This is a genomic window from Nonomuraea sp. NPDC049684 (assembly GCF_044465345.1).
Classification (GTDB): domain Bacteria; phylum Actinomycetota; class Actinomycetes; order Streptosporangiales; family Streptosporangiaceae; genus Nonomuraea.
The window spans coordinates 337,251-360,905 of record NZ_JBITLO010000004.1 but is presented as its reverse complement, the minus strand read 5'-3'; the positions used below and the strand labels follow the sequence as shown (position 1 = coordinate 360,905).

General features: G+C 71.5%; 23 protein-coding genes. 18 read left to right on the top strand and 5 right to left on the bottom strand.

Annotation, left to right across the window (positions count from 1 at the left end; genetic code table 11):
* The first annotated feature begins 3 nt into the window (after positions 1-3).
* A complete protein-coding gene (locus tag ACIBST_RS15645; protein WP_397172195.1) occupies positions 4-495 on the top strand; it encodes a pentapeptide repeat-containing protein in 492 nt (163 codons plus the stop codon).
* 70 nt (positions 496-565) lie between these two features.
* Here ACIBST_RS15645 and ACIBST_RS15640 read toward each other — a convergent pair whose 3' ends face one another.
* A complete protein-coding gene (locus ACIBST_RS15640) occupies positions 566-1,225 on the bottom strand; it encodes a GntR family transcriptional regulator (RefSeq protein WP_397172585.1) in 660 nt (219 codons plus the stop codon).
* A 172-nt stretch (positions 1,226-1,397) separates the two neighbouring features.
* Here ACIBST_RS15640 and ACIBST_RS15635 point away from each other — a divergent pair, with 172 nt between their 5' ends.
* The 3 genes from ACIBST_RS15635 (at position 1,398) to ACIBST_RS15625 (ending at position 2,771) form a co-directional block, all read left to right on the top strand.
* On the top strand, positions 1,398-1,922 hold the full coding sequence (locus ACIBST_RS15635; RefSeq protein ID WP_397172194.1) for a YbhB/YbcL family Raf kinase inhibitor-like protein: 525 nt from the start codon (positions 1,398-1,400) through the stop codon (positions 1,920-1,922).
* Positions 1,919-2,320, top strand: a complete 402-nt coding sequence (locus ACIBST_RS15630; protein WP_397172193.1) for a cupin — start codon at positions 1,919-1,921, stop codon at positions 2,318-2,320. Before ACIBST_RS15635 ends, ACIBST_RS15630 begins: the two co-directional genes overlap by 4 nt.
* 151 nt (positions 2,321-2,471) lie before the next feature.
* Positions 2,472-2,771: a hypothetical protein gene (locus ACIBST_RS15625; RefSeq protein WP_397172192.1), complete on the top strand. Its 300-nt coding sequence runs from the start codon at positions 2,472-2,474 to the stop codon at positions 2,769-2,771.
* A gap of 24 nt (positions 2,772-2,795) precedes the next feature.
* Here ACIBST_RS15625 and ACIBST_RS15620 read toward each other — a convergent pair whose 3' ends face one another.
* Positions 2,796-3,767 carry a pirin family protein gene (locus ACIBST_RS15620; protein ID WP_397172191.1) on the bottom strand — a complete coding sequence of 324 codons (972 nt, stop codon included), beginning with the start codon at positions 3,765-3,767 and terminating at the stop codon, positions 2,796-2,798.
* A 65-nt stretch (positions 3,768-3,832) separates the two neighbouring features.
* A complete protein-coding gene (locus tag ACIBST_RS15615; RefSeq protein ID WP_352326109.1) occupies positions 3,833-4,471 on the bottom strand; it encodes a GntR family transcriptional regulator in 639 nt (212 codons plus the stop codon).
* 112 nt (positions 4,472-4,583) lie between these two features.
* Between ACIBST_RS15615 and ACIBST_RS15610 the strand changes: the two genes are divergently transcribed.
* Genes ACIBST_RS15610 through ACIBST_RS15570 form a run of 9 tightly spaced genes read left to right on the top strand, consistent with a single transcriptional unit; the run spans position 4,584 to position 15,979 of the window.
* Entirely contained in the window at positions 4,584-6,530 is a 1,947-nt protein-coding gene (locus ACIBST_RS15610; protein WP_397172189.1) for a beta-galactosidase, read from the top strand.
* On the top strand, positions 6,527-7,858 hold the full coding sequence (gene gcvPA, locus ACIBST_RS15605) for an aminomethyl-transferring glycine dehydrogenase subunit GcvPA (protein WP_397172187.1): 1,332 nt from the start codon (positions 6,527-6,529) through the stop codon (positions 7,856-7,858). The genes ACIBST_RS15610 and gcvPA overlap by 4 nt, the downstream gene beginning before the upstream one ends.
* Positions 7,855-9,411 carry an aminomethyl-transferring glycine dehydrogenase subunit GcvPB gene (gcvPB, locus tag ACIBST_RS15600; protein WP_397172186.1) on the top strand — a complete coding sequence of 519 codons (1,557 nt, stop codon included), beginning with the start codon at positions 7,855-7,857 and terminating at the stop codon, positions 9,409-9,411. Before gcvPA ends, gcvPB begins: the two co-directional genes overlap by 4 nt.
* Positions 9,412-9,414: 3 nt before the next feature.
* Positions 9,415-10,599 carry an ATP-NAD kinase family protein gene (locus ACIBST_RS15595; protein ID WP_397172184.1) on the top strand — a complete coding sequence of 395 codons (1,185 nt, stop codon included), beginning with the start codon at positions 9,415-9,417 and terminating at the stop codon, positions 10,597-10,599.
* A complete protein-coding gene (locus tag ACIBST_RS15590; protein WP_352326115.1) occupies positions 10,596-11,351 on the top strand; it encodes an SDR family NAD(P)-dependent oxidoreductase in 756 nt (251 codons plus the stop codon). The genes ACIBST_RS15595 and ACIBST_RS15590 overlap by 4 nt, the downstream gene beginning before the upstream one ends.
* A 34-nt stretch (positions 11,352-11,385) precedes the next feature.
* Entirely contained in the window at positions 11,386-12,675 is a 1,290-nt protein-coding gene (locus ACIBST_RS15585; RefSeq protein ID WP_397172182.1) for an ABC transporter substrate-binding protein, read from the top strand.
* 3 nt (positions 12,676-12,678) lie between these two features.
* Positions 12,679-13,608: a carbohydrate ABC transporter permease gene (locus ACIBST_RS15580; protein ID WP_397172180.1), complete on the top strand. Its 930-nt coding sequence runs from the start codon at positions 12,679-12,681 to the stop codon at positions 13,606-13,608.
* A 10-nt stretch (positions 13,609-13,618) separates the two neighbouring features.
* Positions 13,619-14,440, top strand: coding sequence for a carbohydrate ABC transporter permease (locus tag ACIBST_RS15575; RefSeq protein WP_397172178.1), 822 nt, complete (start codon positions 13,619-13,621; stop codon positions 14,438-14,440).
* Positions 14,441-15,979: an amylo-alpha-1,6-glucosidase gene (locus tag ACIBST_RS15570; RefSeq protein WP_397172176.1), complete on the top strand. Its 1,539-nt coding sequence runs from the start codon at positions 14,441-14,443 to the stop codon at positions 15,977-15,979.
* Here the strand turns inward: ACIBST_RS15570 and ACIBST_RS15565 are convergent.
* Positions 15,974-17,335, bottom strand: a complete 1,362-nt coding sequence (locus ACIBST_RS15565) for a serine hydrolase (RefSeq protein WP_397172174.1) — start codon at positions 17,333-17,335, stop codon at positions 15,974-15,976. The genes ACIBST_RS15570 and ACIBST_RS15565 overlap by 6 nt on opposite strands.
* Positions 17,336-17,468: 133 nt before the next feature.
* Here ACIBST_RS15565 and ACIBST_RS15560 point away from each other — a divergent pair, with 133 nt between their 5' ends.
* Both ACIBST_RS15560 and ACIBST_RS15555 read left to right on the top strand, forming a co-directional pair.
* Positions 17,469-19,211 carry a histidine kinase gene (locus tag ACIBST_RS15560; RefSeq protein ID WP_397172173.1) on the top strand — a complete coding sequence of 581 codons (1,743 nt, stop codon included), beginning with the start codon at positions 17,469-17,471 and terminating at the stop codon, positions 19,209-19,211.
* The gene (locus tag ACIBST_RS15555) at positions 19,204-19,881 is read left to right on the top strand and encodes a response regulator (RefSeq protein ID WP_397172171.1); all 678 of its coding nucleotides are present in this window, start codon (positions 19,204-19,206) and stop codon (positions 19,879-19,881) included. Before ACIBST_RS15560 ends, ACIBST_RS15555 begins: the two co-directional genes overlap by 8 nt.
* A gap of 16 nt (positions 19,882-19,897) precedes the next feature.
* Here ACIBST_RS15555 and ACIBST_RS15550 read toward each other — a convergent pair whose 3' ends face one another.
* A complete protein-coding gene (locus ACIBST_RS15550; RefSeq protein ID WP_397172169.1) occupies positions 19,898-20,701 on the bottom strand; it encodes a spermidine synthase in 804 nt (267 codons plus the stop codon).
* Positions 20,702-20,768: 67 nt separating this feature from the next.
* On the opposite strand from ACIBST_RS15550, the gene ACIBST_RS15545 reads away from it, so the two are divergent.
* The 3 genes from ACIBST_RS15545 to ACIBST_RS15535 are packed head-to-tail and all read left to right on the top strand — an operon-like array spanning position 20,769 to position 23,597.
* On the top strand, positions 20,769-22,301 hold the full coding sequence (locus tag ACIBST_RS15545) for a penicillin-binding transpeptidase domain-containing protein (protein WP_397172167.1): 1,533 nt from the start codon (positions 20,769-20,771) through the stop codon (positions 22,299-22,301).
* A 47-nt stretch (positions 22,302-22,348) separates the two neighbouring features.
* On the top strand, positions 22,349-22,996 hold the full coding sequence (locus ACIBST_RS15540; RefSeq protein WP_397172165.1) for a hemolysin III family protein: 648 nt from the start codon (positions 22,349-22,351) through the stop codon (positions 22,994-22,996).
* Positions 22,997-23,054: 58 nt separating this feature from the next.
* Positions 23,055-23,597 carry an HdeD family acid-resistance protein gene (locus tag ACIBST_RS15535; RefSeq protein WP_397172163.1) on the top strand — a complete coding sequence of 181 codons (543 nt, stop codon included), beginning with the start codon at positions 23,055-23,057 and terminating at the stop codon, positions 23,595-23,597.
* Positions 23,598-23,655 lie beyond the last annotated feature (58 nt).

The window sequence follows — 23,655 nt, the reverse complement described above, 5'->3', positions numbered from 1 at the left end:
TGAATGTCTACCAGAAAACCCCGACGCGCACGACTTCCCCCGCACTTACACTGCACCACCACGCTGGAAAAGCGAGGCGACCTGCCCGCCGCAGACCTGACATCGGCGTTTTTGCCAGCAGCAAACCTGAGCGGCGCGGACCTGTCCGCCGCGGTACTGGATGACGCGAACCTGCGTGGCGCGGAGCTGGCCCGCGCGTACCTGAGCGACGCACTCCTTGGCAAGGCGGACCTGAGCGCGCGCAGGGTCTGGAGTTCGGCCCGGGTGCTGGCCCCGGCGTCGGGCGGGGTGTCGGGGAGCGGTGCTGTGCCGTCGAGCCAGAAGACGGCCTCGCCGGGGTCGGCGTCGACGCCGGGCAGGATCTCCACCGAGTCGGTGGAGCGGCCGAGCAGGAGCAGCCGTTATCTGGGGTTGTCAAGCGACCTGGCTGGTCAGCCGCGTGAAGGTCTGTCAGGCACGTCAGGCAAGTGGAGCTCAGCATGCCCAGCATGGTGAGCTCCGGCGTGAAGGCATTCGAACGTGTGGAGAGCGATCGATCAGCGTTGATCTCGCTGCCTGTCGAAGGTCACGACTGCAGCTTGACCTGATCAGGTGCGGATGTGAGGGCGGCGACGGTAAGCGTCAGGTGCTGGGTCAGTACCTCGGTGGCGGTGTCGGCGTCACGGGCCAGCGCCGCTTCCTCCAGGCGGCGGTGCTCCGCGGCGCCGTCGCGGGCGGGTGTGCGCCGCGCCGACCAGAGGCGGGCCAGCTCGCCGGCCGTCCACAGCCTGTCGAAGGTGTCCAGCAGCACGGGGTTGCCGCACCCGTCCAGCAGGGTCCGGTGGAAGACGCGGTGTGCCTCCGACCACGCGCTGGTGTAGTACTCGCCTTCCTCCGGCTCGTACGGCGGTGTGCGGGTCAGGCGGTGGTGGGCCGCGCGCACCCGTGCCTCCCAGTCGAGGTCGCCGCGCTCGATCGCCAGGCGCAGCATGACCGGCTCGATCGTACGGCGGGCCTCGGCGATCTGCTGCCACCGCCGGTCGGAGAAGTCGGGGACGGCGAAGCCGCGGTTGGGCAGCCGCACCGCGATGCCCTCGCCCACTAGCCGCACCAGGGCCTCGCGGACGACGGCCAGACTGACCTGGTGCTGCTGGGCCAGTTGCTGCGGCTTGAGCGCCTCACCCGGGGCGTACTCGCCCCTCATGATCGATTCCTGAAGCCGGGTGTGAACACGCTCGGAGAGCATCTGTTTCGTCGAGGGGTCGACCGTCCGCATCATGCCCTCAGGATAGACCATCTGCCAAATAATCGATTATTCGTGTTACAGTCGATGATGTGTGAACGGCGCCCCCGATGGCGCTGCCCACGTCTGCCGACCCATCGGCCGACACCCTCACCACCTGTTCGAAGGACCAGACATGAACAACCCCTTTGCCCGCCTGCCCCAGGTGGCCTCCTTCACCCTCACCAGCACCACGCTGGCCGACGGTGCCCCCTGGCCCGCCGAACAGATGTCCGCAAGCCTCCCCGGAGGCAAGGACATCTCGCCACAGCTGTCGTGGAACGGCGCCCCCGAAGGGACGAAGAGCTACGCCGTCACGGTGTACGACCCGGACGCGCCGACCGGCTCCGGGTTCTGGCACTGGGCCGTGGCCGACATCCCCGCCACCGTCAATGAGCTGCCCGAAGGCGCGGGCGACGACACCGGCTCCGGCCTCCCCGACGGCGCCTACCAGCTGCCCAACGACGCCCGAGTGGCGCGTTACCTCGGCGCGGCCCCGCCGGCGGGGCACGGCCCGCACCGCTACTTCGTCGTGGTGCACGCCCTCGACACCGAGGCCATCGGCGTCCCGGCCGGTGCCACGCCCGCCTACCTCGGCTTCAGCATCGCCGGCCACCTCCTCGGCCGCGCGGTCCTGACCGCCACCGCCGAAACCCCATGACCGTGACCCCGATCGAGCTCTCCGCGTCCGGCATCCACCTGTCCCGGGGCGGCAGGATCCACGCCGGTGCCCGGCCGGCGGACGCCGGGCGCGATGGCTGGCACCTGAAGGCGTTCCACGCCAGGACCGGCTCCGACGTCCACGCCGACCACTGGCACGTGAACACCGAGTCCGACGAGATCGTGTCCTGCGTCATCGGCAAGATCCGCCTCTACCTGCGTCCAGAACGACCGGGACGGCAGGGGGAAGTAGAGGAGGAGATCAGGCTGACGGCCGGCACCGCCGCCATCGTCCCGCGCGGGCGGTGGCACCGGATCCAGCTCGACATCCCCAGCACCATCATGACCATCACTGCGTCATGTGGCGGCCGTTTGGAGAGCCGCGCCGACGCCCTCTGACGGCGTCTGCTCTCCGATGGCGCACCTTCTGGTGACCGACGCCCTCCAACGGCACCCGCTCCTAGCTTCGCTTACGCGGCCGAGCAGGGAGCCTCGACGGAAACGGCCACCGCGCGATGCTCCGAGTACGACCAGTGCCAGGAGGTGTGCGGTGGCCCCCCGCAAGGTCGAGCGCGACCGGCTCGCCGGATGGATGCGGCTCGCCATCCCCCTCGCCGAGGCCGGCGCCATCGCCGAACAGCCGTGCTCGATGCGCGTGTGGGAGCTGCTGCACGACGAGCTGGCCGTCGAACTCGGCGCCTACTCCCCCCCGGCCGGCCGGAGTACGGCGGAAACGGGCCGCGTGGTGGCGTCCGGCGGCTGGATGGTCGAGGACGAGGACGGGATGCCGTGGCTTCCCCGCCGCGGCGCGGCCGCCGTGCTCCCCGGCCTGCGAAGGCCCGCGCGGTGAGCGCGGGCCTTCATGGCAGGACGGTCAGGAGTGGGCGTGCTCGGCCGGGATCGTGCCGAGGCGGCCCGCCTGGAAGTCCTCGAACGCCTGGACCAGCTCGGCGCGGGTGTTCATGACGAACGGGCCGTGGTGGGCCACCGGCTCGCCGATCGGCTCGCCGCCCAGCACGATCACGTCGAGCGTGTCCTTGGCCTCGATCGTGACGGTCTCGCCCAGGGTGGTCAGGCCCGGCCGGTTGCCGAAGCCGTCGAAGACCGCGAGCTGGCCGCCGTGCAGCGGACGCCGCTCGGCGCCGACCGTGCCGCGGCCGGACAGGGCGTACACCAGGGCGTTGTAGTCCTTGCGCCAGGGCAGGGTCAGCCGCGCGCCCGGGGTGATGGTGGCGTGCAGCAGCGTGATCGGCGTCTGCGTGCTGCCCGGACCGGTGTTCCCGGCCAGCTCGCCGGCGATCAGCCGGACCAGCGCGCCGCCGTCGTGGCTGCTCAGCAGCGCGACGCTGGAGCGCCCGATGTCCTGGTACTTCGGCGCGATCATCTTCTTGGCGCCCGGCAGGTTGACCCAGAGCTGGATGCCGTGGAACAGCCCGCCCTTCTGCACGAGCCACTCCGGCGGCGCCTCCTTGTGCAGGATGCCGGAGGCGGCCGTCATCCACTGGGTGTCGCCGTTGCTGATCGTGCCGCCGCCGCCGTTGGAGTCGAGGTGCTCCATGACGCCGTCGATCATGTACGTGACGGTCTCGAAGCCGCGGTGCGGGTGCCAGGGCGTGCCCTTGGGCTCGCCGGCGGCGTAGTCGATCTCGCCCATCTGGTCCATCATCACGAACGGGTCGAGGTATTCGAGCTTGATCGCCGCCAGGGCGCGGCGCACGGGGAAGCCCTCGCCCTCGAACCCGCTGGGCGCGGTCTCGACGGCGAGCACCTTCCGCTCGGGGACGCCCGACACGGGCGCGGGCACGCGGGGGAGGGTGAGCGGGTTCTCAACGGTGACGGCGGGCATGTCGCGCTCCTTCCAGCGGGATCTGCCCCATGCAACCAAGTTGAGATTTCAACTATTCCACCGCGTCACGGGATGCGGGACATCATCCGTTCCATGCCGTTGATCCAGTTGTCGCGCAGCGCCTGGACGGCCTTGGCCGGCTCGTCGGCCAGCAGGAACTCGGCGATGCGGCGGTGCTCGGCGGCCTCGCGCTCCAGGGGCGCGTCGTCGCCGGCGATCAGGTGCGCGTAGCGGCGCATGCCGGCCTTGACGCTGGTGATGAGGTCGAGCAGGCGCTCGTTGCGGCACCCGCTCAGCAGCAGGTCGTGCCACTCGTCGTCGTGGCGCTCGATGACCTGCTGCTCGGCCACGTTGTCGGGGAAGTCCTGGGCCAGCTTGAGCAGGTCGGGGGCGATCGAGCGCAGGTGGGCCGGGTCGGAGCAGTCGAGGGCCAGCGACTCCAGGGCGGCCACGATCTCGCACAGCTCGCGGAACTCGCGCCGGCTCACCGGGGCGAACCGGAAGCCGCGCCCCTGGTTGCTCTCCAGGACGCCCTCGCCCGCCAGCGTGATCAGCGCCTCGCGCAGGGGAGTGCGGCTGACGCCCAGGTCGGCGGCGAGGGAGGCCTCGTTGATGTCGGTGCCGGCGGCGAAGTCGCCCCGGTCGAGCCGGCTCAGCAGCTCTTCCCTGATCTGCTCGCGCAACGGTCGCCGCTCGATCGGCATGGGGGACTCCCTCTCGTTCAGGACAACCGAATCTTAACCCTTGACGTGATGCAAAATACTGCACTATGAATTCGGCATACAAAATATTACATTGCATGATCGAGGAGTTCGAGTGGGGCTGACCCGGATACCGGGGCTGCTGTTCGGCGGGGACTACAACCCCGAGCAGTGGCCGGAGGAGGTGTGGGCCGAGGACGCGCGGCTCATGGCCGAGGCCGGGGTCAACATGGCGACCGTCGCGGTGTTCTCCTGGTCGCGCCTGGAGCCCGAGCGCGGGGTCTACGACTTCGGATGGCTCGACCGGGTCATCGACCTGCTGCACGAGCACGGCATCGCCGCCGACCTGGCCACCGCGACCGCGACGCCGCCGCCGTGGCTGGTGCGCGAGCACCCCGAGATGCTGCCGGTCAACGCCGACGGCGTGCGGCTGGAGTTCGGCTCCCGGCAGGGCTACTGCCCGAGCTCGCCGGTCTACCGCGAGCACGCCGTACGGATGGCCACCGCGATGGCCGAGCGCTACGGCGACCACCCGGCGCTGGCCATGTGGCACATCGGCAACGAGTACGCCGACCACACGCTGGAGTGCTTCTGCCCCGAGTCCGCCGCCCACTTCCGCCGCTGGCTGGAAGAGCGGTACGCGACCGTCGGCGGCCTCAACGCCGCCTGGGGCACCTCCTGCTGGGGCCAGCACTACACGTCCTTCGGCCAAATCGAGCCGCCCAGGACGGCCCCGGGCCCGGTCAACCCCGCCCAGCTCCTCGACTGGCGGCGCTTCTGCAGCGACGCCCTCCTGGAGCTGTTCCTGGCCGAGAAGGCGGCGCTGCGCGCGATCACGCCGGACGTCCCGGTCACCACGAACTTCATGAGCATCCTGCACGGCCTCGACTACTGGAAGTGGGCCGCCGCCGAGGACCTGGTGAGCGACGACGCCTACCCCGACCCGGCCGACCCCACCTCGCACGTGCAGGTGGCGCTCAGCTACGACCTCATGCGCTCGCTGCGGCAGGGGCCCTGGCTGCTGCTGGAGTCCGCGCCGTCCGCGGTGTCCTGGCGCGAGGTGAACGTCCCCAAGCCGCCCGGCATGATGCGCCTGCACAGTCTCCAGGCGCTCGCCCACGGCTCCGACGGCGTGATGTTCTTCCAGTGGCGGCAGGCCAAGTACGGCCCCGAGAAGTTCCACTCGGCGATGCTGCCGCACGGCGGGACGCGTACCCGCGGCTGGCGGGACACCCTGGCGCTCGGCGCCGACCTGCGGCGGTTGTCGGAGGTCGCGGGCAGTGACACCCGCGCCCAGGTGGCGCTGGTGCTCGACTGGCCGAGCTGGTGGGCCCTGGAGGCGCCCGAGTCCATGCCGTCCAACCGGCTCAGGCTCAAGGAGCTGCTGCTCGCCTGGTACGCCCCGCTGCACGCCAGGGGCATCGCGGTCGACCTCGTGCCGCCCGGCCGGGACCTGTCGCCGTACGAGCTGGTCATCGCCCCGAACCTGTACATGTGCACCGCCGAGCAGGCCAAGGCGCTGGAGGCGTACGAGGGCAGGCTCGTCGTGGGCCCGTTCAGCGGCGTCGTGGACGACAGCGACCAGGTGCACGAGGGCGGCGCGCCCGGCCCGCTGGCCGGCCTGCTCGGCATCGCCGTGGAGGAGTTCTGGCCGCTCGCCGACGGGGACGTCCAGCGGACCGGCCTGGGCGAGGCCCGCACCTGGGCCGAGTGGATCAGGCTGGAGGGCGCCGAGCCCGTCGCGCTGTTCGAGGGCGGCGACCTGGACGGCCTGCCCGCCGTCACCCGCAAGGGCACGGTCACCTACGTCGGCTGCCTGCTCGACGACGTCACGCCGGTGCTGGAGCCGCTGCTGGACGGCATCGACCGCATCGACGTGCCGGAGGGCGTGGAGGCCGTCAGGAGGGGCGGCCACCTGTTCCTCCTCAACCACACCACCGCCCCGCAGCCGGTCACGCTCCCGCACCCGGGGACGGACCTGCTCACTGGGGCCGACCTGCGGGGCGGCATCGAGCTGGCCCCGCGCGACGCCGTCGTGCTCAGGATCGAAGGAGACAAGTGACGCACCCGTACATACCCAACGCCGAGCCGGGCGTACGAGCCGAGATGCTCGCGGCGGTCGGCGCGTCGAGCGTCGAGGAGTTCTACGCCGACATCCCCGCGGAGCTGCGGCTCGACCGGCCCCTCGACCTGCCGGCGCCCTTCACCGCCGAGCGCGACCTGGTGCGCCACATGAAGGGGCTGTTCGCCCGGAACACCGACACCGAGGAGGCGCTCAGCTTCCTCGGCCACGGCTGCTACCCGCACCACGTGCCCGCCGTCTGCGACGAGGTCAACTCCAGGAGCGAGTTCCTGACCGCGTACGCGGGCGAGCCGTACGAGGACCACGGCCGCTTCCAGGCCCTGTTCGAGTACGTCAGCATGATGGGCGAGCTGCTGGAGATGGACGTCGTCAACGTCCCCACCTACGACGGCTTCCAGGCCTCGGGCACCGCGCTGCGCATGGCCTGCCGCTACACCAAGCGGTCGAAGGTGCTGGTCACCGGGGCGATCGGCGCCGACAAGCTGAGCAAGCTGCGTGACTACCTGGCCCCCGACGTCACCATCGAGCTGGCCCCGGTGGCCGAGGACGGGCAGATCGGCGAGGTCGCGCTCGACGACGCCTACGCCGCCCTGTACCTGGAGACGCCGAACGTCTACGGCGTCGTCGAGACCCGCGGCCGGGAGCTGGCCGACCTCGCGCACGCCGCCGGCGCGCTGCTGGTCGTCAGCGCCGACCCCATCTCCCTGGGCGTGCTGGCCCCGCCGGCCGCCTACGGCGCGGACATCGTCTGCGGCGACATCCAGTCGCTCGGCATCCACCAGAACTACGGCGGCGGCCACGCCGGCTACATCGCCACCCAGGACCACGAGCCGCTGGTCGCCGAGTTCCCCTCGCGCCTGTTCGGCATCGCGCCGACGAAGGTCCCCGGCGAGTACGGCTTCGGCGACGTCTTCTACGACCGCACCTCCTTCGCCCTGCGCGAAGAGGGCAAGGAATGGGTGGGCACGGCCGCCGCACTGTGGGGCATCACGGCCGGGGTCTACCTCGCGCTCATGGGCCCGCAGGGCATGAAGGAGCTCGGCGAGACCGTCCTGGCCCGCACCCGGTACGCGATGGACGCCCTGGGCCGGTCGGTCACCGTCCGGCACGCGGGCTCGGTGCACTTCCGCGAGTTCGCCATCGAGGTGGCCGACTCCGCGGCGCTGCTCGCCGCGCTGCGCGAGCGCGGCATCTACGGCGGCGTCCCGCTGGACGAGCGCACGGTGCTGGTCTGCGTGACCGAACGCCACACCATCGAGGACATCGACCGGCTCGCGGCAGCCGTACAGGAGGTTGTGCAGGCATGAGCGGGCACGGAGCCGAATCCTTCGCCGAGCTGCCGGTGGCGCCCAAGCCGCCGCTGCGCCGCTTCCACCAGGCGCGCTGGGACGAGCCGATCATCTTCGAGCTGTCGCGCCCCGGCCGCCGCGGCGTGGCCGTGCCCGAGCCGGGCGCGCCCAAGGTCGAGCTGCCCGAGGGCGTCGGACGGGCCACCCCGCCGAAGCTGCCCGAGATGTCGCAGCCGCACGTGGTGCGCCACTACCTGCGGCTGTCGCAGGAGAACCTGGGCGTCGACCTCAACATCGACGTCGGCCAGGGCACCTGCACGATGAAGTACAGCCCGAAGGTCAACGACAGGTTCGCCAACGCGATCGCCGAGCTGCACCCGCTCCAGCACGAGGACACCGTGCAGGGCGTGCTGGAGATCTACTGGCGGATGGAGCGCATGCTGGCCGAGATCTCCGGCATGTCGCGGGTGTCCCTCCAGCCCGGCTCGGGCTCGGCGGCCATCTACGCCAACATCGCCATGATCAGGGCCTACCACGCCGCCCGCGGCGAGAGCCACCGGGACCAGGTCATCACCACGATGTTCTCGCACCCCTCGAACGCGGCCTGCGCCAAGGTCGCCGGGTACGAGGTCATCACCCTCATGCCGGACGCCAACGGCCTGCCCGACATCGAGGCCCTGCGCGCCGCCGTCGGCCCGCGCACCGCCGCCCTGATGATCACCAATCCCGAGGACACCGGCATCTACAACTCCCGGATCAAGGAGTTCGTGGACCTGGTGCACGGCGTCGGCGGCCTGGCCTGCTACGACCAGGCCAACGCCAACGGCATCCTCGGCATCACCAGGGCCCGCGACGCCGGGTTCGACCTGTGCCACTTCAACCTGCACAAGACGTTCTCCACGCCGCACGCCTGCGGCGGCCCGGCGGCCGGCGCCTGCGGCGTCTCGCCGGAGCTGGAGCCGTTCCTGCCCGGCCCGGTGGTCTCCTTCGACGGCGACTCCTACGGGCTGGAGACGCCCGCGCAGAGCGTCGGCAAGATCCGGCCGTTCCTCGGCGTCACCCCGAACATCGTGCGCGCCTACGCCTGGATCATGGCCCTGGGCGCGGAGGGGCTGCGCGAGGTGGCCGAGACCGCGGCGCTGAACAACAACTACCTGATGCACAAGGTGCTGCAGATCCCCGGGGCCTCGGCGCCGTGGAACCAGCGCCGGATCGAGCAGGTGCGCTACTCCTGGCAGGAGCTGTCGGAGGAGACGGGGGTGCACTCGGAGGAGATCGGGGTGCGCGCCGCCGACTTCGGCGTCCACTACTGGACCAGCCACCACCCGTACCTGGTGCCGGAGCCGTTCACGCTGGAGCCGACGGAGTCGTACTCGCGGGAGGACCTGGACGAGTACGCGGCCATCCTGGAGCACGTCGCCTCGGAGGCGCGGCGGGATCCGGAGTTCGTCAAGGGCGCGCCGTACAACCAGACGATCCACAAGATCGACCCGACGCCGCTCGACGACCCCAAGCAGTGGGCGCCGACCTGGCGGGCGTACGTGCGCAAGCACCTGGCCGCGGGCGGCTGAGCCATGACGTCCGGAGGGAACGGCGTGATCGGGCTGGTCGTCAACCCGGTCGCCGGGCTGGGCGGGTCCGTGGGGCTCAAGGGCAGCGACGGCGCCGACGTGCAGCGCGCGGCCCTGGCCAAGGGCGCCGAGCCCAAGGCCGGGCGGCGGGCCGCGCAGGCCGTCGCCACGCTGCTCGCCCGCCGTCCCGGGGCCCGGCTGGTGACCGTGGCGGGGGCGATGGGCGAGGACAGCGCCCGCGCCGCCGGGGTCCCGTACGAGCTGGCGCCCTCCGGCGTCGAGGACGACGTGAGCACCACCGCGGCCGACACCCGGGCGGCCGTCGCCGCGCTCGCCGGCGTGGACCTGCTGCTGTTCGCCGGCGGCGACGGCACGGCGCGCGACGTGCTCGACGCCGTGCGGGAGCTGGGCGGCCAGGCGCCGCCGGTGCTCGGGATCCCGGCCGGGGTCAAGGTGTACTCGGGGTGCTTCGCGCTCAGCCCGGCCACCGCCGGGTTCGTGGCCGCCGATTTCGTGGCCCGGCCGGAGAGCGTCGAGGCCGAGGTGGTGGACCTGGACGAGGAGCGCTACCGCCGCGGGCTCGTCAGCCCCCGGCTTTACGGTAGCCTGCGCGTCCCGGCAGGTCGCGCGGCCCTGTCGGGGCGCAAGGCGGGCTCCTCGGACGCGGCTCCGGCCACGGTCGAGGGCATCGCCCGGGAGGTCGCGGCCCGGCTGCGGCCGGGGGCGCGCTACGTGCTCGGTCCCGGCGCCACCACGGCGGCCGTGGGCAGGGAGCTCGGGCTCGCCACCACGCTGCTCGGCGTGGACGTGATCGAGGCCCGCGCGGGCGGTGGCGCCGACCTGGTGGCCGCCGACGTGACCGAGGGGGAGCTGTTCGAGCTGGTACGCGGCCGGGAGACGGTCATCGTGCTGTCGGTGATCGGCGGCCAGGGCTTCGTGCTCGGCCGCGGCAACCAGCAGGTCTCGCCCCGGGTGCTCGACGAGGTGCTCGGTGACGGGTCCGGCGACCGGCTGGTCGTGCTGGCCACCCAGCAGAAGCTGGCCGGGCTCGGGGGACGGCCGCTGCTGGCCGACAGCGGAGACCAGGAACTGGACCGGAAGCTGGCCGGGCACGTACGGGTGATCACCGGATACCGCGAAAGCACGATTTATCGCATTTGTGCGGCAAGTGAGGAGTTCTACGGATGAACAGGCTCGATGGCAAGGTCGCGATCGTCACCGGCGGTGCCTCCGGCATCGGCCGGGCGACGGCGCTGCTCTTCGCCGAGGCGGGCGCCCAGGTCGTCGTCGCCGACATCGACGGCGCCGGGGCCGAGGCGACGGCCAAGGAGATCACGCGCACGGGGGCGGCCGCGGTGGCCGTCCAGGGGGACGTGTCCGCGGAGGAGGACTGCCGGCGCATCACCCGCACGGCCGTGGACACCTACGGCGGCCTGCACGTCCTGTTCAACAACGCGGGCATCATCCGCCGCACCACCGCGCTCGACCTCGACGCCGACGAGTGGGACCGCGTGATGGCGGTCAACGTGCGCTCGGTGTTCCTGATGTGCAAGCACGCCATCCCGCTCATGACCGAGGGCGGCTCGATCGTCAACACGGGCTCCGGCTGGGGCCTCAAGGGCGGCGGGAACGCGATCTCCTACTGCGCCTCCAAGGCGGCCGTCGTCAACATGACCAGGGCGCTGGCGATCGACCACGCCAAGGCCGGGATCCGGGTGAACTCCGTCAACCCCGGCGACACGAACACCCCGATGCTGCGGGACGAGGCCCGTCAGCTCAACGAGGACTGGGCCGCCTTCGAGGCCGACGCCGCCGACCGGCCGATGGGCCGCTCGGGGAGCCCCGAGGAGATCGCCCAGGCCGTCCTCTTCCTGGCGAGCGACGCCGCCAGTTATGTCACCGGTTCCGCTCTCGTCGTCGACGGCGGCGGGCTCGCGTAGCCCCAACAGCACCACCCCCCCGAAGGAGCCCATCATGAAGCGTGCGCTGGCCGTACTGGGTCTGCTCGCCACCGCCGCCACCGCCTGCAGCGGCGGTGGAGGGAACGTTCCAGGCGTGAGCGGGAACGCCGCCGCAGGGCAGGTCACCGTCCGCTGGTCCACGTGGGGATCGGCGGAGGACGTCAAGCTCTACGAGTCCTTCACCAAGGACTTCGAGCAGCGTCACCCCAACATCAAGCTCAAGCTGGAGTCCGTCGCCAAGTACGAGGACTACCACCCCAAACTGCTCGCCCAGCTCACCAGCGGCACCGCCCCCGACGTGTTCTTCGTGGGCGACGACAACATCGGCAAGTTCGTCTCCGCCGGGGTCGTCTCGCCGCTCAACGACCAGCTCGCGGGCCCGGACTCCAAGAGCAAGCCCGAGGACTTCTTCGAGGGCGTCTACGGCGGCGCCAAGAAGGACGGCCAGATCTACGGCGTCCCGAACGACACCAACCCCGAGGTCCTCTGGTACGACAAGAAGGCGCTGAAGGCCGCCGGCATCACCGAGGACCCGGCCGCCCTCAACGAGGCCAAGCAGTGGACCATGGCCAAGTACCTGGACATGAACGCCAAGCTCAAGGCCGCGGGCCTGGGCGGGTCCATCTTCTGGAACTGGTACGGCTCGACGTACTCGGTGGTCAGCGGTTTCGGCGGCAAGGTGTGGGACGGCGGCAAGTTCGTCGCCACCACCGACCCCAAGGCCCGCAAGGCGCTGGAGACCCTGGCCAAGGGCTACCAGGACAAGACGTTCCTGAGCGCGGACGTGCTGCCGGCCAGCAACACCGCGGGCACCCAGTTCATGAAGCACAAGGTCGGCTTCTACGCCGGCGGCCGCTGGGTGATCGACACCATCAAGAAGGGCGGCGAGCTGGACAACTACGACATCGTCCCGTTCCCGTCCGAGACCGGCGAGCCGATGCCCGGCGCCGTGGCGGCCTCCTACCTGTCGCTCAACAAGGGCACCAAGCAGCCCAAGGAGGCCTTCACCTTCCTGACGGAGTTCGTCAGCAAGGAGGGCCAGCTCCTGCGCCTCAAGGACGGCGGCGCGGTGCCCTCGATCAAGGGCGCCGAGCAGGTCGTGCTAGCCGGCAACTACCCCGCGCACGCCCAGACCTTCCTCGACGTGCGGGACACCGGCTTCGCGAACTACCCCGAAGAGGTCTCGGTGCCCGGCCTGACCGCCTCGATCAACGAGCACCTGATGAAGGTCTGGCAGGGCAAGCTCGGCTTCGAGCAGGGCATGACCGAGCTGCAGACCCTCGTCGACGGCAAGCTGGGCTAGCGGATGGCCGTGCTCGCCGGGCCGCGCGGCAAGACCGCCGCGCGGCCCGCCAAGAAGCTGCGCGACCGCGACGGCTGGTGGGCCGCGATCTTCCTCGCGCCGCAGGTCGGCGCGCTGGTGGTGTTCCTGGTGATCCCGCTCGGGTTCGCCGTGGTGCTGGCCTTCATGAACTGGGACGGGCTCGGCGAGAAGTCGTGGGCCGGGCTGTCCAACTTCGCCGCCCAGCTCACCGACCCGCTGTTCGGCCGCGCGGTGTGGAACACGGTCAAGCTGGCGCTGCTGACCGTGCCGTTCGGGCTCGCCCTGGCGGTGCTGATCGCGGTGGCCCTGAACAGCATCAAGGGCAGCAACGTCTATCGGGTCGTGTACTTCATGCCGGTCGTCACCAGTTCGGTGGCCGTCGCCCTGATGTGGCAGGTCATCCTGGCCGGCGACGAGAACGGCGTGCTGAACACCTCGCTCCGGCGGTGGTTCGGCGTCAGCGGCCCCGACTGGCTGCTCGACCCCGGCTGGGTCATCGTGGCGATCGCCGTGGTGACGATCTGGTCCTCGCTCGGCCTCAACGTGGTGATCTTCATGGCCGGGCTGCAGACCATCCCGCCGCAGGTCGTCGAGGCCGCCCGGATCGACGGCGCGAGCCCCTGGCGGATCTTCCGGTCGGTCACGCTGCCGCTGCTGTCGCCCACGATCTTCTTCTCCACCGTGGTCGCGGTGATCAGCTCGTTCCAGGCGTTCGACCAGATCTACGTGCTGGTGGACCCGAAGGACAACGAGGGCGCGCGCACGATCGTGTACCACATCTTCGATCTCGGCTTCAAGAAGTTCGAGTTCGGCCCGAGCAGCGCGGCCGCCCTGATCCTGCTGGTGCTGACGTTGCTCGTGACGCTGGTCCAGTTCGCCGCGCAGAAGCGCTTCGTCCACTACGACTCGTGAGGCGGTACGCATGAGATCACGGCAGATCGGACTGCACGCCGCGCTCACGGTCGGCGGGCTGCTGATGCTGTTCCCGTTCGTGTGGATGTTGCTCACCTCCGCCAAGGGCGTGCGGCAGATGATCAACGATCCGACGGCCTGGCTGCCCGACCCCTGGACCTGGCAGAACTATCCGGACGCGCTCTCGACCATGCCGTTCGGGCTGGCGTACTGGAACAGCTTCTACATCGCCGCGCTCAACGTGGTGCTCACCCTGCTCACCTCGGCCATGGCCGCCTACGCCTTCGCCCGGATCAGGTTCAGGGGCTCGGGCGTGCTGTTCGTGCTGTTCCTGGCCACGCAGATGGTGCCGTCACAGGTGACGATCGTGCCGCTCTACCTGATGCTGGCCAAGTTCGGCTGGATCGACTCGCACCTGTCGCTGATCGTCCCGACGATCGCGAACCCGTTCGCGGTGTTCCTGCTGCGCCAGTTCATCAGGGCGGTGCCGATCGAGCTGGAGGAGGCGGCCAGGATCGACGGCGCGGGCCGGTGGCGGTGCTTCTGGAGCATCGTCCTGCCCAACATCCGGCCGGGGCTCGGCGCGCTCGGCATCATCGTGTTCCTGGCGTCCTGGAACTCGTTCCTGTTCCCGTTGATCTTCCTGAACACGCCGGAGCTGTTCACCGTCCCGCTGCTGCTCAGCCAGTTCGCCCAGCAGCACGGCGCGACCGACTACGGGCAGATCCTGGCGGCCTCGGCCATCGCCGTGGTGCCGACGCTGATCGCGTTCCTGATCGGCCAGCGGAAGATCATCAACTCGATGGCCGCCTCCGGCCTGGGAGGAAAGTAAGTGCTGGACCTGCGCGAACGTCCCTTCACCGAGCGCGGCTCGCGGTTGCTCGTCATGGCGGCCGACGACGGCTCGCTGCGCGTCGCCCAGGCGCTCTACGAGACCCGGCTGGACGAGACGACCGTCCGCGCCGGGCTGCGGTTCTACGCCGGTTCCCGGGAACTGCGCGTCCGCCGGGCCCTGCCCCACCGGGTGGAGTTCGACGGTGACGTGACCCTGGCCTTCGCTGACCCCGACACCCTCGTCGCGGTCGGCGAGGGCGCCAGGGCCGTCTGGGACGGCGGCGAGACCGCCGTGGACGGCTGCGTCACCCTGGCCGGCGAGCGGACCGTCACCGACGGCGCGAAGGTGCTGGCCGAGGCCGCCGAACGCTGGGCGGCCTGGTTCGCCCGGATGCCCGCCGTCCCCGGCGAGCTGCGCGAACGCGCCGAGCAGGCCTGGTGGACGCTGGCCGTCAACCTGGTGCGCATCCAGGGCAGGGAATCGCTCATCCCCTCCAAGTACGGCTACGTCGGCCTGTGGAACTGGGACTCCTACTTCCACGCCATCGCCCTGCGGCACGCCGACCCGGCCCTGGCCAGGGAGCAGATCCGCATCCTGCTCGACAACCAGCGTCCCGACGGCCTGATCCCCGACGTGGTGCACGACCACGGCGTGCTCGCCGAGACTACCGACCTGCCCCGCTCCGACCTGGCCCGGCTCGCCCAGCACGTCGGCGGTGAGCCGATCCGGCACGTCGTGCCCGTCACCAAGCCGCCGCTGACCGCCTGGGCGGTGTGGAAGATCCACGAGGTGGACCCCGACCCGGGCTTCCTGGCCGAGGTCTACGAGCCGCTGGTCAGGTCGCAGCAGTGGTGGTTCGCCCACTCCGACCCGGACGGCGACGGCCTGGCCGAGTACCTGCACCCGTACTCGTCGGGCCTGGACGACAGCCCCATCTGGGACGGGGGCCCGCGCGCCGAGCCCCCGGACCTCAACTCCTACCTGGCCCTCCAGTACGACCGCCTGGGCGACATCGCCGCCGCGCTCGGCAAGGACGCCGGCGAGTGGCGGGCCAGGGCGCAGGCGCTCGTGGACCGCATGGTCGAACGCCGCTGGAACGGCCGCCGCTTCGTCACCAAGGTCGCCGGCGCGGCCGACGCCGACGTGCGGACGCCGCTCGACCTCATGCCGCTGCTCACCGGCCGCCTGCCGGACGAGATCGCCGACCGGCTGGTCCAGGACCTGACCTCGCCCGCCTTCTGGGGCGAGCGGCCGGTCCCCACGGTGGCCTTCGACGACCCGCGCTTCGACCCCGACGCCATGTGGCGCGGCCCGGTCTGGCTGAACGTCAACTACCTGCTGATCGACGGCCTGCGCCGCTCGGGCCACCCGGACGTCGCCGCCGAGCTCGCCGCCCGCACCCTGGCCATGGTGCGCGACGGCGGCGGCCTGTACGAGTACTGGAACCCCCTCACGGGACGGCGGGCGGGCCGCGCCACGACCGGTTTCGGCTGGTCGTCGGCCCTGTTCGTGGACCTCGCCCACGCCGCCCTATGAGGACGTGACGAGCCCGAACGCCCCCCGAGCCAGCACCAGCAGCTCCTGGCCCACCGGGCCCTGCTGGAGGGGGGCGTCCGGGTTCACGGCCGTCGTGGACACCACGTACGTCCGGCCGGCGGCCGTACGGGCGAGGAAGCTCATGGTCAGCAGGCCCGGCTCCGAGCCGCCCTTGTGCCACACGACGGGCCATTTCGCCTTGTCCAGCCGCAGCCCCGCGTCGGTGATCGACAACACCTCGCCGACGCGGGCGTCCTTCAGCCGGGCCAGCCCTGCGTAGGCGCGGCAGACCTGGGCGGGCGTGGCGAACCACTCCAGCCGGTCCAGGTCACGCGGCTCGGCCCACGGCCGCACCTTCGACAGCGGCACCTTGTCCACGACCCCGGCCAGGTAGGCGCGGCGCGCGGGCGTGCCGAGCGACAGGTACCGCTCGGCGTGCCGGGGGTAGTCGGCGCCCTTGAGCACGAACAGCTCCCGGGTCGTCAGGAACGGCACGTTGCGCCGGTCGCCGCCCCACGAGCGCATGACCCGCTCGACCGCCTTGCGACCGGCCCGGTGGATCAGCAGGTCGGTGGCGGTGTTGTCGCTGATGGAGATCATCAGCCGGGCCGCCTCCAGCACCGTGACCTTGCTGTTGTCCGGGCGGTCCTGGAGCTCGCCGCTCGGCAGGCTCTTCAGCTCGGGCCTGATCGTCAGCTCGGTGTCCCAGCCGAACGCGCCGCTCCTGATGCGCTCGGCCACCGCGCCCAGCACGTACAGCTTGAACATCGAGCCGAGCGGGAAGCTCTTGTCGCCGGCCACCGCGTGGACCGGGCGGCAGCGGCCGTCGCCGGTCAGCTCGGCGGCCAGGAAGCCGGCCCGCGGCGCGGCCCGGCGCAGCCGCTGGTCCAGCTCCGACCAGCTCGCCGGCGCGACGCCGGTGAACTGGATGTAGTCCACCTTCCCGGTGCCGTCCACCCCGAGCGCGAGGGTGAACGCCGTGCCGGCCGCCGTGACGGTCGCCGACAACGTCCGCTCCTGGGCCTGGTCCAGCCGGTCCAGGCGCATGTCCTGGAACCCGGCCAGCGCCTGGTTGAGCTGCGCAGGGGGGATGTGTTCGAGGAAGGTCGGCGCGAAGTGCCCGGCCAGCTCGGCGTCGCCGACGGGCAGCCGGGTGACCGCCTCCATCAGCCAGCGCAGCTGCCGGCCGACGGGGGTGTCGGGGATCTCGACCACGGCGCTCGCCGTCGGCGCGGCGGTGGCGGACCCGGTGATGGTGGCCAGGGCGGGCACGGGCTGCGTCGCGCAGGCCGTGACCGCCGTGACCGCCGCGGCCACGACGGCGGTGGCCAGTACGGGGAACCTGTTGTGAGACATGTGCCCAGCCAACAGCCGCGGCCGGGCCCGCGCCCACCTGATGGGCCGCCGTCCTCGCAGGTGAGGCTGTCCGTACCGAATGTGCGGCTAACCTCATAGACGCCCATAAGGTTCCCCCTGACGATGGTGGTTCATGAGTTCCAGGCTGCTCGCCGGGTCGCTGGCGACCATCGGGGCCGGGGGCGCCCTGGCGGGTGCGCTGCTGGAGTCCGGGCTGTCCGCGCCGCCGCAGGAATGGGCCTTCGGCGTCCTCGGCCTGGTGCTGCCCGCGCTGGGCTGGCTGCTGACCGTCCGCCGTCCCGACCTGCGGTACGGCTGGCTGTTCCTGGCGGCGGGCGCCTGCCTCGGGCTCGGCGCGCTGGGCACGGGCGTGGCCCTCAGGTTCCACCACAGTGGGCCTGTCGTCGTCTGGCTGTCCGCGCTCTACGCCGTGTTCTACGGCCTGACCTGGATCTTCGTCCCGCTGCTCTTCCCCGACGGCCGCCTGCCGTCCCGGCGCTGGCGGGCCGTGGCCTGGGTCGGCGGCGTCGCGATCGTCATGCACACGGTGGGCCTCGGGCTGTTCGGCGCCGATCCGGCCCGGCCCGGCGAGCCGCGGGGCGGGCTGACGCCCGGAACGCTGTTGGCGGCCCTGGCCGGCGGTCTGGGCCAGGTGCTCGTCTTCCTGACGGCCGTCGTCGTCCTGGCGGGGCTCGTGCTGCGCTGGCGCCGCGCCGAGCCGCCCGAGCGCGGCCAGTACGCCTGGATGGTCGCCGGCACAAGCGTCCAGCTCTGCGCGGGCGTGCTGCTGCTGGTCCTGCTGGACGCGCGGTGGTGGGGCGCCGCGACCGTCGGCCTGCTCGCGGCCATGTCGGCGCTGCCGGCCGCCGTCCTGGTGGGGATCGTGCGGCACCGGCTGCTCGACATCCGGCTCGGCCTGCGCGGCTCCCGCCTGCACCTGATCTTCGACGTGCGGCCCACCGTGGACGAGGTGCTGTCCGGCCTCGGCACCGCCCTGGCGGCCACGCCCGAGCCGGTCGAGCAGCTCGGCAGGCTCGCCGCCGCCGTCCGCGACGGGCTGGAGGCCAGGTGGGCGGCCGTGACGCTGGCCGACGGCACCCGGGTGGCCGCGGGCGAGGAGGAGGGCGGGACGGCCCTGACCGTGCCGGTGCGCGGCGGCCTCGGCCGCATCGAGCTCGGCCCGCGCCGCGCCGGACGGTACGACCGGGAGGACCGGCGCTTCCTGGAGGCCCTGGCCGTGCCCGCCGGGCTGGCCGTCCAGAGCGCCGGGCTGGTCGCCCGCCTGGTCAACGCCCAGGAGGCCGAGCGGCGGCGGATCGAGCGCAACATCCACGACGGCGTGCAGCAGCAGCTCGTCGCCCTCATCGCCGGGCTGGAGCTGGCCCGCGTCACCGGCGCCGGCCCCGACGCGCTGGCCCGCCTGCGCGAGCAGGCCCGCCAGACGCTCACCGACCTGCGCGAGCTGGCCGCCGGCATCCACCCGTCGGCCCTCAGCCAGGGCGGCCTGGTGGAGGCCGTCGAGGAACGCTGCTCCGGGCTGCCGGTGCCCACGACCGTCATCGCCGACCCCGGGCTGCGGGCCCGCCGGTTCGCCGACGAGGTCGAGGGCGCGATGTACTTCACCGTCAGCGAGGCCGTCGCCAACGCGCTCAAGCACGCGGCCGCCGCCCGGATCGAGGTGCGCCTGACCCTGGCGCCGGGCCGCGTACGGGCCACCGTCGCCGACGACGGCAGGGGCTTCGACCCGGCCACCGCCGCCCGCCGCGGCCTGGCCACGCTCGCCGACCGCCTGGACGCGCTGGGCGGCGGCATGGAACTCGACAGCGCGCCCGGAGAGGGGACACGCATGCACGCCTGGGTGCCGGCCGATGCCTGAGCCCGTACGCACGGTCGTCGCCGACGACCACTACCTGGTGCGCGAGGGCACCCGGCAGCTCCTCGAACTGTCCGGGGAGGTGACCGTCGTCGGCGCGGTCGGCGACGCCGACGAACTGCTGGACGCCGTGCGCAGGCTGGAGCCGCAGGTCGTCGTCACCGACATCCGCATGCCCGGCGGCGAGTGGCGGCCGGGCTTCGAGGGCATCGACGCCGCCCACCGCATCAGGGCCGGCCACCCCGGCACCGGCGTGGTGGTGCTGTCGCAGTTCTCCGACGCCCTGTTCGCCTTCGAGCTGTTCAAGCACGGGACGGCCGGGTTCGCCTACCTGCTGAAGGACCGCGTGGGCGACCTGGACGAGCTGCTCGGCGCGATCCGGGCGGTCGCCGGGGGCGGCTCGGTCATCGACCCCAAGGTGGTCGAGGGCCTGCTGGCCAGGCGCGAGGTCCGCGGGCAGGGGGAGTCGCTGACCCCCAGGGAGCGGGACGTGCTGCGCGAGATGGCCCACGGCCGCTCCAACGCCGGCATCGCCCGCGCCCTGCACCTGTCGATCTCGTCGGTGGAGAAGAACGTGAACGCCATCTTCACCAAGCTGGGGCTGGAGAACAGCGGCGACGTGCACCGGAGGGTGGCCGCCGTCCTGGCCTACCTGGGCCCGTCCGGCGGCTGAGCGCGCTGCCCCGGGCTCAGCCGAAGACGGCCGGGGGCGGGACCGGGGCGAGCACGGCGTCGCCGTCCTTGATGGGGTAGGCGCCGCCGATGAAGTTCTTCAGCGTCTCCCCGTGCACGCAGCGCGCCTGGGTGAGGCCGCCGGCCGCGCGCCGGGACAGCAGGTCGAGCGGCAGCTCCGTGCGCGAGGCCGCGACGATCAGGTTGCCGAACCGGCGGCCCCGCATGATCCCCGGCTCGGCCAGCAACGCCACGTGCCGGAACGCCTCGCACACCGTGGCCAGCAGCCGCTTGGCGAACGCCAGGCCCTTGCCGTCGGCCATGTTGATCAGCAGCGTGCCGTCGGGGCGCAGCACGCGGGCCAGGTCGCCCATGTACTCCGCGGTGGCCAGCTCGACCGGCATCGTGGCGCCGGTGAACGCGTCGAGCACGACCAGGTCGGCCGAGTCGTCCCACACCTTGGCCGTGCCCTCGCGGCCGCCGGCCACGATGACCTTCAGCCGGGGGACCGAGCGCAGGTCGAGCTGCTCGCGGACCAGGTTGACCAGCAGGCCGTCGGGCTCGATCACGATGTGCCGGGAGCCGGGGCGGGTGGCCGCGACGTACCGCGGGATCGTGCACGCGCCGCCCCCGACGTGGACGCAGCTCAGCGGCCCCTCCGGCAGGAGGTCGATGACGTCGGCCATGAGCCGGACGTACTCGAAATCCAGAAATGTCGGGTCTTGTAGATCAACGTACGACTGAGGTACGCCATCCTTGGACAGCACCCAGCCGTCCTGCCTGTCCAGGTCCCGGAGAAGCTCGACCTCGCCGAACGTCACCGGATAAAGGCCAGGCATCGGTTCCCGCTGTCCACGTGCCACGCTGATCCCTCCCTGGGAGAACCGTATGCGACGCAAGAGGCTGATTGTGCTCGTCATCGCGGTTGTCGCGATATTGGGGGCGGCCGCCTTCGCCGTTCTGGCCGCCGGGCACGTCAAGGGCAGCGCCGCCCGGACCGCCGCCGCGTACTTCAACGCCTGGCGGAAGGGGGACGTCGCGGGCATGGCCCTGCTGGTGGACCGGCCGCCGGCCGACTTCTTCGACCGGCACCGCGAGCTGTCGCAGAACCTGCACGTCGAGTCGATCCGGCTCACGCCGGGGCCGGTGCGCGGCACGGGGGAGGAGTCGGCCGAGGTCCGCTTCACGGGCGTGCGGGAGCTGACGGACCTCGGGCCGTGGCCGTTCGACAGCACGCTGCGGCTGGGCGTGCGCGACCGGGCCTGGCGGGTGCTGTGGACGCCCGAGACGCTGCACCCGCTGCTCAAGGACGGCGGCACGCTGGAGGTGGAGGAGGTCGAGGCGCCGGCGGCCGAGCTGGTGACCAGGGAGGGCGCCAAGATCCCCAACGACAGCTACGCCGACGCCTACCTCGACCCGCTCAAGCCCGAGTTCGCCAAGGCCAACCACGGGCTGGAGCTGGTGTCGCGGGCACCGGGACGGCCCGACAAGGCGCTGCTGACCCGCCTGCCGAAGGCGAACGTCGAGCGCACCACCCTGTCGCAGCCGGTCCAGGCCGCCGCCGCGCGGGCCCTGGACGGCGTGGCGAACTCCTCGATCGTGGTGCTCAGGCCGAGCACGGGCGAGATCCTGGCCCTGGCCGACCGGCTGGAGGACAACTTCAGCGCGGTGCGCGACGCCTTCCCGCCGGGGTCCACGTTCAAGACGATCGTCGCCGCCGCGCTGCTGGAGAAGGGGGTCACCACCGGCGAGCAGATGGGCTGCCCGGCCTCGTACGCGCCGGACTTCTCGGCGGCGATCAGCAACGACGGCGACGTGGACCGGGGGACGGTGACCTTCGCCGACGCCTACGCCTACTCCTGCAACACCACGTTCGTCGAGCAGGCCACCAGCCGGCTGTCCATGGAGGACCTGCGCCGGACGGCCGCCCGCTGGGGGTTCGACCGGCCGATGGCGACCGGCGTGGGCGGCCGGTGCGGCACGATGCAGCAGACCGGCGGCACGGACATGTTCTCCCTGGACGTCATCGGCCAGGGCACGGTGGTCGCCACCCCGCTGTGCATGGCCGCCGTGGCCGCCGCCGTGCAGAACGGCACGTGGCGCTCGCCCCGCCTGCTGTCGGAGGACGACGTGCGCCGCGTGGACGGCGAGCCGTTCCCCGACGTCAAGCTGGACAGGGGGGTGGTCGGGGCGCTGCGGGAGATGATGGCCGCCGTCGTGGACCACGGGACGGCGAGCCAGGCCGGCCTGCCGGAGGGCGTGGCGGGCAAGACGGGCACCGCCGAGGTGCAGGACCAGACGTCGCACGGCTGGTTCATCGGCTACCGGGACGACCTGGCCTTCTGCGTGTTCGTCAGGAACGGCGGCTCGGGCCGCTCCGCGGCGGTGCCGATCGCCGTGCGCTTCCTGAACGGCCTGTGACCATCGGCACTTCAGCTCAATCCGTAACCTACGGTACCGTAGGTTACATGACGACCATCACCGTGAAGCCGCGGCTGCGTGGCTGGTTGCACACCGGGGCGCTGCCGGTGACGCTGGTGGCCGGGTTCGTGCTCGTGGCGCTCGGCCCGACCCTGCAGGCCCGGCTGGCGGCCGGCGTCTACGCGATCACCTCGGGGCTGCTGTTCGGCATCTCGGCGACCTATCACCGGGGCACGCTGGGGCCGCGCCTGGCCGAGGTGCTGCGCAGGTTCGACCACGCCAACATCTACCTGATCATCGCGGGCACGTACACGCCGTTCGGGCTGCTCGCCCTCGACGGCGCGGCCAGGGTCGCCGTGCTGTCGGTGGTGTGGGGCGGCGCGCTGGCCGGGGTGCTGTTCCGGGTGTGCTGGATGAACGCGCCGCGCTGGCTCTACACCGTCCTGTACCTGGCGCTGGGCTGGACGGCGATCTTCGTGATGCCGCAACTGCTCGAAGGGGCCGGGGTGGCCGCCGTCGTGCTGGTGGCCGTGGGCGGGGTCTTCTACTCGGCGGGCGCGATCGTCTACGGGCTGCGCCGCCCCGATCCGTCGCCGCGCTGGTTCGGCTTCCACGAGGTCTTCCACGCCTTCACCATCGCCGCGTACCTGGTGCAGTACATCGCGGTATCGATCGTCGTCTATGCCCACATGTAGGTCGACATTTGACCCAAAGCTGGTCTCTTTTCGCACGAATCACGGAAAGCAGACCAGTATGCAGGAACTTTCGCGTTCGTGGTGGCTGCTGCTCGTCCGCGGCATCGCCGCAATCATCTTCGGTGTGCTGGCGTTGATCTGGCCGGGGATCACTCTGCTGGTGCTGGTGATCTTCTTCGGTGCGTACGCCATCGTCTCCGGCGTCTTCGAGCTCTTCGCCGCCTTCCGGCACGGCGCCCGGTCGCGGGCCTGGCTGATCTTCTCCGGCATCGTCGGCATCGTGGCCGGCATCATGGCCTTCGCCTGGCCCGGGATCACCTCGCTCGCGCTGCTCTACCTCATCGCCTTCTGGGCCATCATCTCCGGAATCTCCGAGATCGTGGCGGGCGTGCGGCTGCGCAAGTCCATCGAGAACGAGTGGATGTTCATCATCGCCGGCATCCTGTCGGTGATCTTCGGTGTGCTGCTCATCATCTGGCCCGGCGCCGGAATGCTGAGCCTCGTCTGGCTGATCGGCATTTTCGCGATCCTGTATGGAATCGCGATGATTGTGCTGTCACTTCGTTTGAAGAAGTTCACTCGCGGGGCAGGAATACCGTAAATTTTACGGATACGACCGGGTTCCCTGTATGGAACCTCCGGCCTGTCTCACGACATTG

Bases quoted from the DNA above. Each gene is read 5' to 3' on its own strand.
- ACIBST_RS15645 (WP_397172195.1), top strand. From the start codon at position 4: ATGTCTACCAGAAAACCCCGACGCGCACGACTTCCCCCGCACTTACAC.
- ACIBST_RS15640 (WP_397172585.1), bottom strand. From the start codon at position 1,225: ATGCTCTCCGAGCGTGTTCACACCCGGCTTCAGGAATCGATCATGAGG.
- ACIBST_RS15635 (WP_397172194.1), top strand. From the start codon at position 1,398: ATGAACAACCCCTTTGCCCGCCTGCCCCAGGTGGCCTCCTTCACCCTC.
- ACIBST_RS15630 (WP_397172193.1), top strand. From the start codon at position 1,919: ATGACCGTGACCCCGATCGAGCTCTCCGCGTCCGGCATCCACCTGTCC.
- ACIBST_RS15620 (WP_397172191.1), bottom strand. From the start codon at position 3,767: ATGCCCGCCGTCACCGTTGAGAACCCGCTCACCCTCCCCCGCGTGCCC.
- ACIBST_RS15615 (WP_352326109.1), bottom strand. From the start codon at position 4,471: ATGCCGATCGAGCGGCGACCGTTGCGCGAGCAGATCAGGGAAGAGCTG.
- gcvPB (WP_397172186.1), top strand. From the start codon at position 7,855: ATGAGCGGGCACGGAGCCGAATCCTTCGCCGAGCTGCCGGTGGCGCCC.
- ACIBST_RS15595 (WP_397172184.1), top strand. From the start codon at position 9,415: ATGACGTCCGGAGGGAACGGCGTGATCGGGCTGGTCGTCAACCCGGTC.
- ACIBST_RS15590 (WP_352326115.1), top strand. From the start codon at position 10,596: ATGAACAGGCTCGATGGCAAGGTCGCGATCGTCACCGGCGGTGCCTCC.
- ACIBST_RS15585 (WP_397172182.1), top strand. From the start codon at position 11,386: ATGAAGCGTGCGCTGGCCGTACTGGGTCTGCTCGCCACCGCCGCCACC.
- ACIBST_RS15580 (WP_397172180.1), top strand. From the start codon at position 12,679: ATGGCCGTGCTCGCCGGGCCGCGCGGCAAGACCGCCGCGCGGCCCGCC.
- ACIBST_RS15575 (WP_397172178.1), top strand. From the start codon at position 13,619: ATGAGATCACGGCAGATCGGACTGCACGCCGCGCTCACGGTCGGCGGG.
- ACIBST_RS15565 (WP_397172174.1), bottom strand. From the start codon at position 17,335: ATGTCTCACAACAGGTTCCCCGTACTGGCCACCGCCGTCGTGGCCGCG.
- ACIBST_RS15560 (WP_397172173.1), top strand. From the start codon at position 17,469: ATGAGTTCCAGGCTGCTCGCCGGGTCGCTGGCGACCATCGGGGCCGGG.
- ACIBST_RS15555 (WP_397172171.1), top strand. From the start codon at position 19,204: ATGCCTGAGCCCGTACGCACGGTCGTCGCCGACGACCACTACCTGGTG.
- ACIBST_RS15545 (WP_397172167.1), top strand. From the start codon at position 20,769: ATGCGACGCAAGAGGCTGATTGTGCTCGTCATCGCGGTTGTCGCGATA.
- ACIBST_RS15540 (WP_397172165.1), top strand. From the start codon at position 22,349: ATGACGACCATCACCGTGAAGCCGCGGCTGCGTGGCTGGTTGCACACC.
- ACIBST_RS15535 (WP_397172163.1), top strand. From the start codon at position 23,055: ATGCAGGAACTTTCGCGTTCGTGGTGGCTGCTGCTCGTCCGCGGCATC.